This window comes from Cellvibrio sp. PSBB023 (genome assembly GCF_002007605.1).
Taxonomy (GTDB): Bacteria; Pseudomonadota; Gammaproteobacteria; order Pseudomonadales; family Cellvibrionaceae; genus Cellvibrio.
In genome coordinates, this window is record NZ_CP019799.1 from 3,469,068 (window position 1) to 3,486,618 (window position 17,551).

11 protein-coding genes are annotated in these 17,551 nt (G+C 48.2%); 9 read left to right on the forward strand and 2 right to left on the reverse strand.

What is annotated here, in order from left to right; genetic code table 11:
• Nucleotides 1-62: 62 nt before the first annotated feature.
• Nucleotides 63-797, reverse strand: coding sequence for a helix-turn-helix transcriptional regulator (locus B0D95_RS14995; RefSeq protein WP_078044653.1), 735 nt, complete (start codon nt 795-797; stop codon nt 63-65).
• A gap of 158 nt (nt 798-955) precedes the next feature.
• On the opposite strand from B0D95_RS14995, the gene B0D95_RS15000 reads away from it, so the two are divergent.
• A complete protein-coding gene (locus tag B0D95_RS15000) occupies nt 956-1,303 on the forward strand; it encodes a hypothetical protein (RefSeq protein WP_078044654.1) in 348 nt (115 codons plus the stop codon).
• Between the two features lie 98 nt (nt 1,304-1,401).
• Nucleotides 1,402-2,235, forward strand: a complete 834-nt coding sequence (locus B0D95_RS15005; protein WP_078044655.1) for a DUF2145 domain-containing protein — start codon at nt 1,402-1,404, stop codon at nt 2,233-2,235.
• Between the two features lie 63 nt (nt 2,236-2,298).
• Here the strand turns inward: B0D95_RS15005 and B0D95_RS15010 are convergent, their stop codons facing one another.
• Nucleotides 2,299-3,036: a hypothetical protein gene (locus B0D95_RS15010; RefSeq protein ID WP_078044656.1), complete on the reverse strand. Its 738-nt coding sequence runs from the start codon at nt 3,034-3,036 to the stop codon at nt 2,299-2,301.
• Between the two features lie 225 nt (nt 3,037-3,261).
• On the opposite strand from B0D95_RS15010, the gene B0D95_RS15015 reads away from it, so the two are divergent.
• The 7 genes from B0D95_RS15015 to B0D95_RS15050 all read left to right on the forward strand — a co-directional run bounded on the left by B0D95_RS15015 (nt 3,262) and on the right by B0D95_RS15050 (nt 17,500).
• Nucleotides 3,262-4,191: a MipA/OmpV family protein gene (locus B0D95_RS15015; protein WP_078044657.1), complete on the forward strand. Its 930-nt coding sequence runs from the start codon at nt 3,262-3,264 to the stop codon at nt 4,189-4,191.
• A gap of 76 nt (nt 4,192-4,267) precedes the next feature.
• Nucleotides 4,268-4,636: a DUF3019 domain-containing protein gene (locus tag B0D95_RS15020; RefSeq protein ID WP_078045781.1), complete on the forward strand. Its 369-nt coding sequence runs from the start codon at nt 4,268-4,270 to the stop codon at nt 4,634-4,636.
• Nucleotide 4,637: 1 nt separating this feature from the next.
• Nucleotides 4,638-5,339, forward strand: coding sequence for a winged helix-turn-helix domain-containing protein (locus tag B0D95_RS15025; protein WP_078044658.1), 702 nt, complete (start codon nt 4,638-4,640; stop codon nt 5,337-5,339).
• A complete protein-coding gene (locus tag B0D95_RS15030) occupies nt 5,336-6,652 on the forward strand; it encodes an ATP-binding protein (RefSeq protein WP_078044659.1) in 1,317 nt (438 codons plus the stop codon). The genes B0D95_RS15025 and B0D95_RS15030 overlap by 4 nt, the downstream gene beginning before the upstream one ends.
• Before the next feature lie 617 nt (nt 6,653-7,269).
• The gene (locus tag B0D95_RS15040; RefSeq protein ID WP_078044661.1) at nt 7,270-10,224 is read left to right on the forward strand and encodes a TonB-dependent receptor; all 2,955 of its coding nucleotides are present in this window, start codon (nt 7,270-7,272) and stop codon (nt 10,222-10,224) included.
• Between the two features lie 87 nt (nt 10,225-10,311).
• Entirely contained in the window at nt 10,312-13,158 is a 2,847-nt protein-coding gene (locus B0D95_RS15045; protein WP_078044662.1) for a fibronectin type III domain-containing protein, read from the forward strand.
• Nucleotides 13,159-13,438: 280 nt separating this feature from the next.
• Nucleotides 13,439-17,500 (forward strand): pectinesterase family protein, encoded by a 4,062-nt coding sequence (locus tag B0D95_RS15050; protein ID WP_246841618.1) that lies wholly within the window; start codon nt 13,439-13,441, stop codon nt 17,498-17,500.
• Nucleotides 17,501-17,551: the final 51 nt, after the last annotated feature.

Below are 17,551 nucleotides of genomic sequence, written 5' to 3' on the forward strand. Positions count from 1 at the left end.
TTATTAGTATCACCATATCTATCACCGGCGAGCCAGGCTTTTCCTGGCTCGCTTTTTTTATGTCACTTCCTGCGCATGGACGTGAACATACTTAATTCCCACGGCCTTATGGCCAATAACAAACCCGTGTGCTGGCGTTGATCCAGTGGTAGTTTTGCATCTTGCTGGTTGAGTAGCGCCGCTTCCTGGGTGAGTTGGTTCAGTTTGTTTTTCAGCAGCGCGATTGATGCGCTGGAATAACTGCCGCGCAAATAAAATCGGAAGGATTGCTCCTGATGAAAATCGCCCTCCATAAATTCAACAATTACATCCCTGTTCATAAAGCGCTCTAATGGTCCTCCGGGAATCCAGCGAAAGTTCTGGGCAATCAACAATTTGAATTTATTACCCGGTAACAACTGCAGCATTTTCAATTTATCCAGGCGCGCCAGCAGGCGAATGCATTCGTGTTCGCTAATCTGGTAGTGGGTAATGATGTCGGTAAAAGACCAACCATCGCGCGCGCAAACGGCTACCAGCAACAATTTTTTATTGGCAATAAGTTCTTCTTCCTGTTCCTGGGTTAGCTGTGCGAGCTGGGGTTGTTTTTCTGTGGTTAATAAAAATAAATCCGAGAGGCTTAATTCCAGTAAGGCACAAATTTGTTCCAGTCGCTCAAGGGTAAAGCTCTGACTGGAAAAGATGCGTTTGATATTAGCCTCACTCAGTTCCAGTGCCTGTGCCAAATCTTTGTAGGTGATATTGCGCGCTTTCAGTAGCTGTTTAAGCGTTTCACACAAGCTGGCAATCTGACTCATAGTATTACATTCCTATACCTTGGGTTTTGCACAAGTCTACTTCATTCAGAAAAATTTACACCTCACTGCCCTCATCGCATAGTGCGTCCATCGCTGGCTGATACAGCAATACCGCTGACAGTAACCAGTGATAACCCTAACCATGAAAGGACATTGATATGAAAAAGTTTACTCAATTAGCTGTTGTAAGTTTGACCCTGATGACCAGCCAAGCGGTATTAGCGGCAGATAGTATTGGCAATGCGGCGGCATCGGTGAATCACTCGGGTAAGGCGATCAAACATGCGGCTGTTGCCTCGGGTCAATTTGTGAGCGGTGCAGTGGCCGTGCCATTAATCGCCGTCGGTGAGTTGGGCAAAGCGTCTGGCAAGGCTGGTGAAGCATTGATGGATGTTGCCACCGATAAGCAACAACCGCTGGAGGTAAGTGATATTACCCTGACGGCAGAACCGGCACCGGCTGTGGTGATGAATAATGCAGCCACAGTGGATGCCAAACAGCGTTAAGCAAATGATGTGTTACAGCAAGGCTGAGGGATATACAGGGCAGGGATGCCGCAAAGCATAATCAAGTGATCAATATGGAATTCAAGCGGGAAATAACCATGAAAATAGTGCGAATGGTCTGTGTGTTGGTAATCAGTTTGGCGAGTCATACGCTCTGGGCAGGCAGTAATGCTGGTGGTGAAGCACAGTTTTCACCGGATGAAATAAGCCGTTTTGCAAAACAGGTAGAAAAATATGCGGCCTCACAGGGTGCGCGCGCGTTTATCATCGGCCGTGTCGGGCGCCCGCCGAAAGAATTACCAAAAGGGGTAGAGTTTACCCACACAGCCGTTGCGATTTATTCCACCATTAATTTGCCCGATGGCACCCTGGCCAAAGGGTATGCGATCCACAACCTTTATCAAACCGCCCACAAAAAAGACTTGAGTGAGCTGGTGACGGATTACCCGGTAGATTTTTTCTGGAATGCCCACCAGTTGCGCGCGGGTATTATTATCCCCGATGCCAATTTACAGCAGCGTTTGGTAGAGGCTTATGCAAAGGGTGTACAGCATGAGGTGCATGTGCCGCACTACTCGGTATTGGCCAATCCATACAATGCCGATTTCCAAAACTGTACCGAGCATACGCTTGATGTGATTAACGCTGCGATTTATCAAACGACTAATTACGAGCAATTAAAAGCCAATACCAAAGCACACTTTGCCGCGCAGCCTATGAAAATTAATAGCATGAAATTATTGGTGGGCAGTATGGTGATGGAGGATGTAAAAACATCGGACCAATCCTCTAAATTGGTGACCGCAACTATGGGTAGCATTGGTTATTATCTTGCAGCTAACCAGTTGTTAGCCCAAGCGATTATTGTAGAGCAGGACGGCCAGTTAACGCCCATGACCTATAACAACCAAGCGTTGCTTGCCAGCAACTAAGAAGATGATCGTGCAGGAGAAAATACCGGGCCGTATCACGACCTGACACTGCCCGGTATGTTGTTAAAGTTTGGTGGCAATTACATCCAGCGTCATAAAATAAATGCTAGTGGTAGATTCAAAACCGGAATCGGTGCCGAGTAAAATCCAGATGCTGCCATCCTCTGCGGTGACACCCGTAAATGAACCTCGCTCGCTCTGCAGGGTTTTTCGCATGTAATCGATATTGCTGTCGCCACATTCGCGGCTATTAGCAAAATCCCCCAACACTATGGCATCGCTGCCACCGACGGCCTGGTTGCCTTTATCAATATTCATCAACAAATCGCCAGCACCGTTGTTCACGGCAAGGGGTTCGGTTTTGCTGACTCCGGCTTTAATCCATACACTTTCTCCCGGCGCGCCACCTACACCCATACAATTTTTTTGCGCGTTGGTGCCAAAGCGAACTTTGAATTGAAAACCGTAACGAGTATTGGGTTGCAAGCCATCAAATTTTTTGGTGATGAACATAAACAAATCATCACTGTGGTTATTGCCACTGAGTTTATAGCCTTTGCGATTAGTACCCAGGCTGGCGGGAAGATCGCTACTGCCTGCACTCAACTCGTAAAATTCTTCCTGACCCGCCGGGTAATCGGCAAAACCGGATTTCCAACCCGCGCTGCCTTCATTGAAATCGATGGTTAAGGCGCGTGAGTTCGGGTCTACCGGGGGAAGTTTGATATCGCTACCGCAGGCGCTGAGTAACCAGCTGCTGGCTAATAATAGGGATGCGGAAATATAACCGGTGATTTGCATAAGGGCGCTCCATGATAGGTTATGTTCTATGACTCATTGTGCGCAGGGGGTAGTGTGGCGTCTGTGGCGGATATGTAGCGACTGGTAAAAAAGTGTAACCAGTGCGCGACGTTTTGATGGCAAGGTGCTTCCGCTGTTATGCTAACTACAATTCATTACAACACCTGCAGCGAGCCGGGGTTATAAATACACTATGCCCATTCCCTGCCATCTGTATAACTTTCCATGATCAGTTTCCTTCCGCTTTCGCGCGTTCATTTTCTTACCAGCTGCGTGCTGGGAGCCAGTGTGCTTATTGCCGGGCAGGCGAATGCCTGTCCATCGGCGGAGCGGGGCGATTGCGTCGAGGTGGGAAAATGGGAGCTGAGTATTGGCTTTGGCGCCGGTGTGCGTACTAATCCGCTGGCCGATACCTCGGACATCCCGCTGATTGTTGTGCCGCAGATTAACTACAACGGCGAGCACTTTTTTATCCAGAATCTGGACTTTGGGGTTATCGCCTGGCAAAGCGAAACCCAACAGCTAAACCTGCTCGTCACACCCAGTTACGATCAGGTATTTTTTCATCGCTGGAGTCCGGGCAATTTTTTTATCGAGGGCAACGCCCTGGCGATGGGCAACAAAGATGGCCAGGGTGGGAAACAGGATGTGGTATCCAGTGGTGACGATGACCGCGAGTTGGCTACGCCGGAATTTATGCCGCTGCAAACGCCCAGTGCCCGCGATCGCCATATGGCCGGTTTGGCCGGTATTGAATACAGTTGGAACAACCCCTTATTTGATGTACAGATCCAATACCTAACGGATTTCACCCAGGTGCACTCCGGCGAGGAGCTGCGTGTTGCACTCGCCAAACACTGGCGTCATGGTAAACACCACTGGCTGGCGTCGCTCGGTGCCAATTGGCAGAGCAGTGAGGTAGTGAATTATTACTATGGTGTCGGCGTGAATGAAGCCGATATCCGCGGCCCCTACAGAACTACTTCTGCACTCTCGCCACTGCTGCGTGTGGATTGGAATTACCAGCTGACCGAACGCTGGGATTTGCGTGTATTAACCAGCTATCGCATCTTGCCCGATGAGATTTCAGCGAGCCCATTAATTAACGATAATAAAGTGATCACGGTTTTCGTTGGAGGGGTATACCATTTCTGATGGTGTGGTGCTGAACCGATTTTCTGCAACCTCGTTTGCAGCCGGTTTATTTCTTGCAGCCCAGCTGCCGGGAAGCATGGCGCTCGCCAATGAGGCGGCCGCTACCCATGAAGCATCGCTACCGCTAATCCATTTTTCCATCAAACCGCGGCTGTGTGTTTTAAATGCTGGGGAAGAGGTGTGTCGCGATGAGTTGGAAGTAAAGTGGCAATCCACGGCGGTGCGCTCCCTGTGTTTGTATCAAACCGACAAGGCCGAGCCCTTGCGCTGTTGGCAGAGTGCCACCCGTGGTGAATACCAATTTGAATTAACGGCCAGCGTGAGCACCGATTTTGAATTGCGCGAAACAGACACGGGCACTGCCGTAAGCGATCAGCGCTTTCAGGTGGTCTACAATGACAAGAAATACCGTCGGGCGCGGCGCAACCCCTGGAGCTTTTTTTAATATGTCGCACAATAATTTAATTTTGTTGGTCGAGGATGACCGCCGTTTGGCACAATTGGTAAAAGATTTTTTAGAGAGCAATGACTTCCAGGTCGCACTGGAAGAAAACGGCAATCGTGTGTTGCGCCAGGCACAAAATATAAACCCGGCATTAATTGTTCTGGATTTGATGTTGCCCGGTAAAGACGGGCTGACGCTGTGTAAAGAATTACGCCCGCAATTCAAAGGCCCCATTCTCATGCTCACTGCACGCGATTCCGATGTGGACCAAGTGCTGGGCTTGGAGTACGGCGCCGATGACTATGTCATTAAACCTGCCGAACCGCGTGTACTCTTGGCGCGAATTCGTGCGCTGCTGCGTCGCTATTACCAAAATGATCCGCGTGAGCAAGAAGCGCTCAATTTTGGTGAGCTGTGCATTCAACCCACCGCGCGCAAAGTATCACTGGCGGGGCAGGAAATTATGCTCTCCAGTCACGAATATGATTTGTTGCTCGCACTCGCGGCGCAAGCGGGACAAATTCTCAGCCGCGAATTTTTGTTCAACCATATTTACAATCGCGAATACGACGGGCTTGATCGCACGATTGATGTGCGCATTTCCCAACTGCGTAAAAAATTAAACGATAACCCCGACAATCCCACGCGTATCAAAACCATTTGGGGTAAGGGATATTTGTTTATTGCCGATGCCTGGCAATGAATCGCGCCTTTTTATCACTCTACTTTTTTATTGTTACCTCGGTAGTATTTATTGGCTGGGGGCTCAATCAATTCTGGGAAAACCTCGCTCCCGAGCAAGAGCCAACGCCGGAAGTAGTCGCACTCCTGCAACTTATCGAAACAGACCTGTTAAGCCAGCAACCGCAGCCAGATAATGGATATCAACAGCGTGCACAGGATATTGCGGCGCGCCTTGCAATTGGCCTTGAGTTATTACCCCTGGACGATGTAGCCCAATCGGCGGCGCTGCAGGAATTACACGCGGGCGATATCCTTGCCAGCCGTAGCGATAACCACATCATCTGGTATAAGCGACTCGCTGGAAGTGATGAGGTTATGATGCTCACACTGCCGGCGGCCGATGACAGCGAATCACCTTTTCATCGCTTGTTATTGATTGTTTTTTACCTCGCCATCGCCGCCGCAATTTATCTGTGGGTATGGCCGCTCTCGCGCGACAGTAAAAAGCTGGAGCTACAAACCCGCACTCTGGGCAAGGACGGTGTGCCCGAAACACTGCGCATTTCTCCGGCCTCAACCCTCTATCCCCTCGCGCAGGCCTTCAATCACATGGCACAGCGACTGCGCGAATTAATTGCCTCGCACCGCGAAATGACTAACGCTGTATCCCATGAATTGCGCACACCATTAGCGCGGATGAAATTCGCTCTGGCTCTGATCGATGAAGAAAAACTTGATGACAAAAATCGTCGTCAATTGCGCAGCGTGGAACAGGATGTAGCAGAGATGGAAGCCTTAATCAGTGCGCTGTTAATGTATGCCGGTTTTGAACAAAAAACCCAAACCCTGCAACAGACCTCTGGCCATATGCGCGACCTGCTTGCGGATATCCAGCAGCGGTTTAATCGCCATAATGAGCGTCAGTTGCAATTGGAAATTATCGATAATACACAAGGCAAAGTGTTTAGCTGCGAGTGGAAGTTGATGGAAACCGTGCTGCAGAATCTCATCAACAACGCCGCGCGTTATGCCAGCCATACTATTCGGGTTGAGCTCGCGCAAACCGCCACCCAGTACCGCATCGCCGTAGAAGACGATGGTCCGGGAATTCCCGTGGAAAAACGCGAGAAAGTCTTTGAATCCTTCGTGCGGTTGTACGGCGAAAATGCCCAGGACAACCTCATCACCACTACCAGCACCGGTGGTTTTGGGCTGGGCCTCGCCATTGTCAAACGCATCCTGCAATGGCACGGCGGCACGGCAACATTTGTTGAACCGGAGCAACTGGGCGGTGCCCGTGTGGTCATTCTTTGGCCCAAAAGGGTAGTTTAGCTGCCAAAGAGTGTTTCTAATCGAAACACTTATCATTTCAAAAGTGGCGCTTTTTTCACTAATTGTTGAAATTTTGTTCAAATTTTCCCAGAATCTGGCGTCAGGCTAGTCAAATTTAAAACGATGGGTGTAGTATCGCCCTCCTGTGACCCAAGTCTCGGTTTACAACACAGTGAGAGCAGCAAAGCCTGTCGCGCCATATAGCGCACAGACTTGAGCAAATAAAAAGTGCCACAGAGCACATCGGAGCAAGGCTCCCGCCATTCGCCTGGCAACATAACTATAAAATCTGGCAGTGTAATTTCTATCTCGGTTAATACCAAAATCACCACTGATTTTGGTGGTGGCTCCTAAGCATTCTGAATTCCAGAGCTTGCAAAAAAGCCACGAGATACATGAAAACAGCATCAACTATATTCCAATCTTCAAAGGTATGTTCACCTTGGGTAGCGTCATCGCTAACACCCCTGTATTCCTTTGCGCTGTATTTCCCCTCGTCCTCCTTTTTGCAGCTCCCCGGAGCTGTTGTGCTGTGCCTGTTTAATTCGCGCACCGCAAACAGCCGCAAGTTAAAAATCGTTTAACAATAATTTTCATGCTGTAAAGAGGGGAAGACTATGCATAAGAAACGTTTGTTACCGCTGTGTATTGCTTTGGCTGCTAGCGGCCAATTGTATGCACAAACCAATGAATCATCTTCTAACGATCTTGTTGAAGAAGTTGAAGTTACTGGTGTGCGAGCTGCTGAATTAAATGCCCGTGAAGAAGAGCGTTCTAAAAATATTTTTAGTTCGGTTATTTCTCAGGATGATGCGGGTAATTTTGCTGATCAAAACGTTGCCGAATCCCTGCAGCGTTTACCAGGCATTACCCTGCAGAAATCGGAAGGTGAAGGTAAATTTGTTTCTGTGCGTGGCCTTGGTCCCGGCTTTGTAACCGTTCAGCAAAACGGTGCGGAACTGGCAAGTGCGGGCGCAGATGACCGTTCGTTTGCACTGGATGCAATTCCGGCAGATTTGTTGAGTTCAATTGAAGTTTTCAAATCGCTTACACCGGACATGGATCTGAATTCCATCGGAGGTGTAGTCAACGTAAAAACCGTTAGCGCGTTTGATCGCGCAAAAGACTCTTTGCGTTTGAATGTGCAGGATTATTATCAGGATTATCGAGAAGAGCATTCGCCAAAAATTTCTTTGCAAGGCACCAATTTATTAGCCGATGACACTATCGGTATTGGTTACTCAGCTTCTTGGGAAGAGCGCAAAACCGTTACTTACGAAATGCTCCACCATGAGACTACTGATCCACGTTATGTACAAGTTGATACGCTCAACTCAGTACCTGATGTAGAAGATCTCAGCAGCTATATGCTGATTCCGTTTGAATTCCAAAACCGTCAGGAAGTAGCTGATCGTGAACGTAAAGCCGTATCGCTGGATTTGGGCTATCGCCCTACCGAAAATTCAGAATATTACGTGAGAGGTTCGTATACCGAATACACCGATATGGACGTTGCTTGGCGTGAATACTATCGCTTTGGTCAAGCGGGCGCTGATGACATCGCTTATCTGGATCCTGCGACCAATACCTTCGGTGTAGTGGATGCCGATATCCAACAACAAATGTTTATCCAGGACGGCACATCAAAGACCACTTCCTATGCCTTGGGGGGGAAGAATAATTTTGATGTGAGTGGCGGCCAATATAAATTGGATTATGAATACTCCTGGTCGGACAGTACTTATGAAAAACCGGATGGCCAACGCGTGCAGTTTCGTGAGCGCGATGTGCCGCTGATTGCGCGTGCTGGTAAAGAAGCCATTGTGGCGCAAGCGATCAGCCCCAACGATTTGGCTGCACTTATGGGCACGACTGTCTCAGGTGCAGGTTTTACGCCGGATCAGATTTCCGGTTATAGCGCCCAAGGTGTAAGCCTTGCTGGTTTTGAATTTGATAACCTGTTTTTAGAAAACTCTTCCCGCGCCGATGAGCTGGAAGCTATTAAAGTTGACCTCAAGCGTGAATTTGATGACGGCTGGTTAAGTTACTGGAAAGTTGGTTTTAACATCAAAAATCGTGTAAGAGACCGTAATCAGGATCGCTGGAGTCTGGTGCCAAAAGATTTCAGTCCTGAGTGTGCTGGTGCACCTGATGTCACTCAATGTCGCTACGATATTCAAAGCAACCTGACCGATCATGACTATGCTATGCCCGGCCAGTCTGATTTCGTTTATCCCGCGATTACCAAAGCCGGCGCTGAAGAGCTAATTTCCAGCGTGCGTGCTATCGCTAATCTGGATACTCAACAAGGTTTGGAGAGTGTGTATCGCGATTACACGCTTACCGAAGACACGGCAGCAGCTTATGTGATGGGCGAGTTTCATTTGAGCGACAATCAATCGTTGATCACTGGTGTGCGCTGGGAACAAACCGAGTTTAGTTCGACGGGTTACTTCTCCATCAACAACGATAACTTTGATATTGGTGCGGGAAATACCGTTAGCTTCGACTACTCAATTCCGCTCGAAGCTGAAGTCAACAAGTACAATGATTTATATCCCAGCATCCATTATCGCTTTGAGCCGCGAGAAGATGTCCTGATTCGCTCGTCTATCTGGACCAGCTTTACTCGCCCATCATTCGATCAATCGCGCGCTTATGCCACCATTGCCAGCGACTTCCAGTTGTGTAATCCGGTCACCGGCGTATGTAGTGCAACGCCTGATAATCCGAACCTGACTGCTGAAGATTTGAAAAGCTACACCCTTGGCCCAGATAGCGCCATGCAAGTGGGTAACCCGAATTTACAACCAATGAATTCGGTCAACTACGATGCCTCTATCGGCTGGTATGCGGATTCCAACCAATTCTTGCAGGCAGCGGTGTTCTACAAAGACATCACCGATTTCATCGTGGAAGTTCAAGGCTCACAAATCGCGTTGAATGATTTACCAATGGCTTTACCGGTGGACGCGATTACTGGTTTCACCATCCCGCAAGACCAAGTTATGAATAACGTCAACTGGACTACCAATGGCGATAAGGCATCGGTCTACGGTATTGAGTTGACCTACGTGTACAACTTTGACTCGGGCTTCTTTTTCCAAAGTAATGCCACCTTTATGAATTCGACTGCTGAGGCAGGTGACACTATTCGCGTAGGTGATATTCAGTTGCCTGATCAAGCCGACGTGACTGGCAACGTGACTGTAGGTTGGGAAAGAGATGGTACATCGGTACGTTTGATTGGCAACTACGTCAGCGAAATCCTTAAGCGTATCGGCTCTTGCCCTGCAGGCTCGGAAGGTCGCTTGATTTCTACTCCAAGTAATCCTGGCACTACTTGTAAGGTGTGGGCTGACCAATATCTTGGCGACACTTTCAGCATGGACTTCAAGGCTACCTACCAAATTACGGATGAGCTGAAAGTGTATTTCGACGCAATGAATATTACCGATGAGTACATGACTACTTACTACACAGGTAACGAATATTCAGGCGGCAAAATGATGTATCACTCTGAGGTTTATGGTCGCTCGTTCCAAGTCGGTCTCAATTACAAGTTTATGTAACAGATGTGCCGCTTTAGCGGCACCGTGAGACACAGGATTTTCGGAGCGGAATTAACCGCAAAACGTTAAAAAGACAGGTAATAAATAATGAAAAAACTCAGCTTAATCAGCACAGCTTTTTTAGGCTCGGCTCTGGTAGCTTGTGGTGGTGGATCAGGTAGCCCATCCAAGACTGACCTGTGTAGTGAGGTTGGTGCAACCAACTGTAATCAAGTGGTAATTCCTTCCTCCACCTCATCTTCTTCGTCTAGCTTGGCGCCACCGGTAAACAACCTTCTGCCATTTACCGAAAAATTTGCAGTGGATAACGCCACAGCATTGTTTAGCGCTAGCTACAAAAGTCTGCTCAATCCGGGCGACGATCTCACACCATCGTTTTACTACTCAACTTCAGGCCTGGATGCAGGCCGTATGGTTGCTGCCAACGGCAAAATGACCATCGGTAACGCGCGTATGACTATAGGTCAGCGTTTGCAAACCACTGGTACCCACATCAATCCGGAAGCATTGCCAGCCGATTTCAAAGTAAACACAACTACCGATGGCACAGCGGCTAACTTCCCCACCACCACCACTTGGGGTGAGTTGGACTTAACCCATCCGTGGAAAATTTCTTTCTGTGTGAATGAATTTGAAGCCTTGAGTGGGTCGGCCAGTAACCAGCAGTTCATGGTTTATGTCGATAATAACCAATCGACGTCCAGCTTCTCTCTACATGGCACCAAGAGTTTGGTGAAGCAGCTCAACGTCACCAACTTTGTTGCAGGCAAGCGTGTAGAAATCAATTTCCCGGGTGACGTGTTTGTTGATGGCAAGAGCATTGACTCGGTATTGCAAAACCCAGGCACTACCTCATCGTTTATTCAGCTGCGTGTACCTAGCGCGGGTGTAGTAACCATGAGTGAGCTGTGGGTTGGTTATCAGTCAGATAAAACTTCAGAGCCAACAGCTGCCACCTGTGCTGCCAGTGCACGTGTTCCCGGTTGGAATATCGCGCCACCACCAGAGGTTCCTGCAGCACCAACGTTCGAACCCAACAATAACCAATTGAAAGTTAACTGGGCTGCTGCAGCGCGTGCTACCAGCTATACCGTTGCTTACAACACTGTCGATTCATTGGAAGGTGCAATCATCATTGGTGATGATGACAGCAATGGCGTCGGTGAAATTACCACCACCACCACCACTATTACCGGTTTGACTAACCTCACCAGCTATTACGTGTTTGTAAAAGCGCATAACGCGGGTGGCAGCAGTGCATACGGCCCCAGCGCTATAGGTATACCTGATGTGCCTAAAACTCCGCCGGCAGCGCCAACCGGTCTTAAAACCTATAGCGATGACCGTCGTGCGTTGGTTACCTGGGAAGCATCTGCTGGTGCAGAAAGCTACTCAGTGGCAGTAGGTACTTCGAATGACCCAGCAACTGCGACGGTTACCGATGGCATTATCGACACTAACTATCGCGTGAAAAATCTGGTCAACAACACACCTTATTATGTATTTGTAAGAGGGGCGAATGTGATTGGCAATGGTGATTACTCACCAGCTCAAGCAGTAACTCCAGCCGTGTTTGATGTTTACCAAGCGAATTTTGCAGTAACACTTGAGCAATTCTTTGATTCAACATCGGCCACAACTAGCTTAGCGTTTCCTACCACACCAGCAGTGCAGACTCTTAGCCTTGAAAATGATCAGGCTATGGCATTGACCTTGGCAGGTGAGAGCCGTATGGCGTTTACCGAAGCTGGCTTGCGTGTCGGAAACGCTCGGTTTGCTATTGGTCTGGAAGGAGTCAAGCAAGAAAACGGCACCTACACCTATACCGCAACTGCGAAAGATGCTGCGCCTGTAGGCGGTACATTAGATCTGACTAACAACTATCAGATTTGCTACACCGTAGTGGAGAAACATACAGATGGCTTATTTCGTGTGTATGTTGATAACACGTCGACTACGTCAGGTAATTCTATCCATGGTACCAAGAGCCGTTTGATCAACCAGGATATTGTCAATATTCCACTGAATACCGAGCAGTGCGTTGATTTCATTGATGATGCTCATGTTGGAACTGCTAACTCATTCATCCAAGTTGGTACAGATGGAAATGCTACTGCGGTTGGTGTAGTACTGAGCAGCTTTAAAATTGTTGATCTCAACACCACTCCAATCAAAACTGAAAGTAGCTCATCCAGTAGCGTTGCTAGTTCTGTAGCATCATCAAGCTCGGTTGTTGCTTCTTCCAGCAGCGAAGCTGCTTCATCTAGCAGCAGCTCGGAAGCCTCGTCTTCATCTAGCGTTGAAGTGTCCAGCTCTTCTTCAAGCAGCTCATCAGAAGCTTCAAGCTCAAGCAGTGAAGCAAGTTCGTCGTCCAGCAGTGCGCCAAGCGGCGGTACAGATGTAAATACTGTTTGGGCCAGTTTTGATCCCAATACCTACATCAGTATTTTGTCCAATTCTGTTGCCTCGACAACAAACAACGCGGTTATTCAAAGTTCAACAGCTCACAGCGTAAATGGGCTGAATTTCTTCCACAGCGCTACCGGTACTTTGCGCCATCGCGGTGGCTCCAATCTGGAGTGGAACTTTAACGGTACCGGTTTTGCCTCTGGTGATCCTGTTGCTGCCGTAGGTGCGGCAGCAGAAGAAATGCGAGCATACATCGGAGTGCCTGTGGATGCGGGTAGAGCAGTCACCATTACCGTTGTACATCGTAATTCCACTTCTGCTGGCACTGCGCTGGGTTCAATTGTGTTCGTGGGTAGTGATGAAAATGTTCTTGCTAAATATGATGCCAAAGTCGGTACGGCTACTACGACTACATTCAGTCTCCCGGCAGGGCATACCCAAACAGAAGTGAAGTTTCTTTTCTCTCGTGAGGGTGGCGGTGCAGGTGGTATGCACGTGACTTCAATCGATAAAACTTATAATTAACAATAATTTTTTTGAAATAAAAAACAAACCGGAATATTTTCCGGTTTGTTTTGTTTTGATGTTTAGCAAGATTAAATAATTAGTTTCACTATAAAAATAACGCAATAAACATAACCATAATTATTGAGCGAGGTTTTGTTTATGGTCAGAAATCGGATAACCGATTCATAGCATTCGGCAGTTGTAATTGGTCTTGATAAGTAGCATGAGCACTGTGATTTTTTCGCAGTGATTTTGCTATTCGACAATAAAAATTAAATCGATTTATCAGGAATCAATAATGAAAATATCAATTCTATCCATTACGGTACTCAGCGTACTGATGATTGGTTGTGGTGGTTCAAGCTCCGGTAAAAAAAATACCAGCTCGGCCTCTTCACTTTCCAGTTCATCCGTATCTGTTAGCAGTATTTCCAGTGCAGAAACCAGTTCTGCCCAGTCCAGTAGTTTGGCACCTGTGGCGACAGGTATTTTTCTTGACGCTGCCGTCGCCAATATCGGTTACCGCACCGCTACCCAAGAGGGTTTTACCAGCGTCAATGGTGAATTTAATTATCGCCTTGGCGAGTTAATTACCTTTTTTATCGGCGGACTGGAATTACCCAGTGTGATGGCCGCTGAAATTATCACGCCATTGGAAATTGCCAATGCGCAAAGCCTGGAAGACAACCAGGTCATTAATATTTTGCGTTTGTTGCAAAGCCTTGATAAAGACGGCGATGCGTCAAACGGAATCGAAATTACCGCCGAGGCAATTGCTGCCGGTACGGTGTTGGATTTCACGGTTGCCCCAGCGGTGTTTGCAGAGTTACCGGCAGTAAAAGCCTTGCTGCAAGCTGCCGGTAGTGCAAATCAGGAATTAATTCCTGCTGAGCAAGCTGTTGCTCACTTTCAAACGACGTTGGAGCTGATTAATGGCCCATCGTCCAGCAGCTCCAGCCAGTCATCAATTATTGTTGTTGAACCATCAAGCTCATCAGCGAGTAGTCAGGCTGTTGTTGCATCAAGCTCTTCCATCCTGAGTAGTTCGTCCGCTGCTAGTAGCGATATTGTTGTAGAAACAAGTTCATCTGCTGCGAGCAGTGAGGTCATTGCCGAAAGCAGTTCATCCTCAACCAGTAGTGAAATTATTGTTGAGACAAGTTCATCTGCCGTGAGTAGTGAGGTTGTTACAAGTAGTTCATCGGTTGCCAGCAGTGATGTGGCGGTATCCAGTTCATCTATTGCGAGTAGTGCAGCACCTGTCGATCCAAATGTGTGGGCTTGCCCAACAAGCGGGTTGTACTTCTGCGATGACTTCAGTGGCAATAATTACGATAAGTGGAATATTAGAGCTGACGCGACTAATACATCAGGCCCTAATGGAACCTTTGATGTTGCCGATGACAGCGGAAACTACGTGTTGCGCTATACAGCTGCCAGTACGGGCGGAATTCTCGCGCTGGTTAAGCCAGAGCAATTTACCGGAGTAACCTCGGCTGACTATTACGTTGAAGCAAAACTTCGTCCGCGCGCGAACGGTACAACCGGTAACAAGCAACTCTACATACTGACTCGCTATCAGGATGACAACAACTGGTACGCCGGTGCACTCAATGTGCAGAACGCCAACACCAGTACTCAGGTTGAAATTGCCAAGATGAAAGCGGGTGTGCTCACTCGACCAAAACAAGTCAAAAAGCCGATAGACCAAGGCACAAAAGATCTGTTGGATGGCAAGTGGTACACCCTGCGCTTTGAGGTATTGGACAGCACACTTACCGTGTATTTGGATGGCGAGAATCTAGGCTCCATTACCGATACTGACTTCACTACTGCTGGTCTGATCGGTCTGTGGACGGCGAATAAGTCATTTGAAATAGATGATATTAAAGTCGGTAATGCCAACGACAAGCCTGCTTCATTGTTGATTTCACCTGCCGCAACAACCTATGCCGCAGAAGTAGGTGATGCTGCACGCGTTATCAATGTCACTGCAAAAACTGACATGGGTGCTGATGATGAATTTACCGTTACCTCCAGTGATAACAGTGTAGTCAGTGTTAGCACCAGCGGCACTAGCGTTACATTGTCGCCAGTTGGTGTAGGTACTGCGACTATTACCTTTACCAGTGTTTCCAAACCAGATCTGGTACGCAACATTACCGCCAATATCGCTCCCCAGTTTGTGATGCCAACGGCCACTTATAATCTGAATGGATTGACTGTGCCGGCTGTAGGTGAGGTTGACGCTTATGAAGACGCCACACTCAAACTGACCTTTGATAGCGCGCCAATCTTGGGTACTGCAGGTTCAATCCGCATCTTTAAAACCAGCGATGATTCTGTAGTCGATACCATTGGTTTGGTCGATCAGAAAGACGATATTGGCTATGGCACTCTGCGCAGTATTAAAACTCGTCCGATACGTATAGATGGCAACACCGCAAGCATCTCATTGCACGCCAACAAGTTGGAGTACGGCACTAGCTATTATGTGGCGGTAATTGGTTCGGTCTTTACTGGCGCAACCTTGGCTGGGCAACCATTTGAGGGTATCGGCAAAGCTAGCGGTTGGACATTTACTACTCGTGCAGCAGGTCCTGACATCAGCAAAACCACGCTGACAGTTGACGACGATGGCAGTACCGCCGATTTCCGCTCGGTACAGGGCGCGTTGAACTTTGTGATGAAAAATATTGCATTGGATACGCCAGCGACCATCAATGTCCGCAATGGTGTCTATGAAGAACCACTCTATCTGCGCAACAAAAACAACCTGACTATTCAAGGTGAAAGTCGCGAAGGTACTGTTATCCAGTATCCCAACAATGAACTGCTTAACTCGGGTTCTGATGGCCGTGCGCTGATGGTTGTGGCAACTGCCGATATGCTGACGTTAGATACGCTGACCTTGAAAAACACCACGTTAATCGGTGCAGGTGCTCAGGCGGAAACCATTTACTTCAACAGCCCAACAGGTCGTCTGATTGCCAAAAACGCCAACTTTATCAGCGAGCAAGACACGCTCCTGTTGAAAGGCTGGACCTGGTTCTACAACACCTTGGTTGCCGGTAACGTTGATTTTATCTGGGGCTATAGCAAAGCATCCCTGTTTGAGAAGAGTGAAATTCGCTCAATCGGCCGATCAACAGGCAACAACAATGGTGGCTATGTATTGCAAGCCCGTGTTGAAGCCGCCGGGGATAAAGGCTTTGTGTTCCTGAACAGCAGCCTGACCAAAGGTGCAGGTCCAACCAATGAATTGCCGATTGATGGTACTCATTATTTGGCGCGCAGCGCTGGCCCAACCTCGCCAACCTTCGACAACATTGTGTTCGTTAACACCAAAATGGATAGCCATATCGCCGCTGGCGGCTGGGCAGGCTTAGGGGTGAATTCACAACCTGTCGCTAACCCCGCAACAGGTACGGCCACTACCGGCTGGCGCGAATACAACACTATGGATATGAACGGCAACACCGTGAGTTTGGCTGGTCGTCAGTTCAGCTATGAACTTTCATTGGCTGACATAAACGGCTATTGCAGCCGTGCACAAGTATTTGCTGGCTACAACAATGGTGCCGGTTGGAATCCATTGCCGGATGACACTAGTGATTGTATGAATGTGGATGGTGGTTCTGACGGCGGATCAAATTCATCGGCAAGTTCATCCGTTATTTCCAGCGTGGACAACTCATCAAGTTCTGACGCGTCAAGCGGTGTGAGTTCATCAGCTAGTAGTGTTGACGATGGTGGTGCCTCATCAAGTGAAGCGAGCAGTTCATCCAGTAGTGCAGCGGCGGTGACGACGACTTGGACACCTAACTACGCTGATCTGCAAACCGCAGTAGCTTCTGATCCGGCTACAGGCGCGAATGTGAATTTTACCGGCAATGTAGCGCCCTATAGCCTTGCGGGTTTCAACTTCTATTCTCCAAGCGATGGTCGTTTGCGTTTGCACAATAGCGGTACGGCTTATGCTATTAACTACAACGGTTCATCATTACCGAATGAGCCGTTGACCTTGGTAGAAGGCACTAGCGGACAAGTGGATCCCAAGCTGCTCAATGTCTCCGGTGGCGTTTCACGTTATGTCTCAGTGGCTTATGTTGCAACGCCCAATCCGGTGACACTGACTGTGGTCTATTCAAATAGCTCAAGTAGCTGTGTGAATGGGCAGATTGCCGTGCTTGATCAAACCGGTAAAACCCACAAGGTGGCGTCTGCTTGTGGTACTGAACAATCGGTAATGTCGGTAACGGTGACTGATCCTAATGTTACTGAACTGTTCATCCTGAATACTCGTAGCGGAGACGCTGGCGGCGGTATTCGTATCTGGAATATTGAAATTACCAAATAAAATTTATGTTAACCCGAAAAACGATCGGCTTTGTCCGATCGTTTTGTCTTT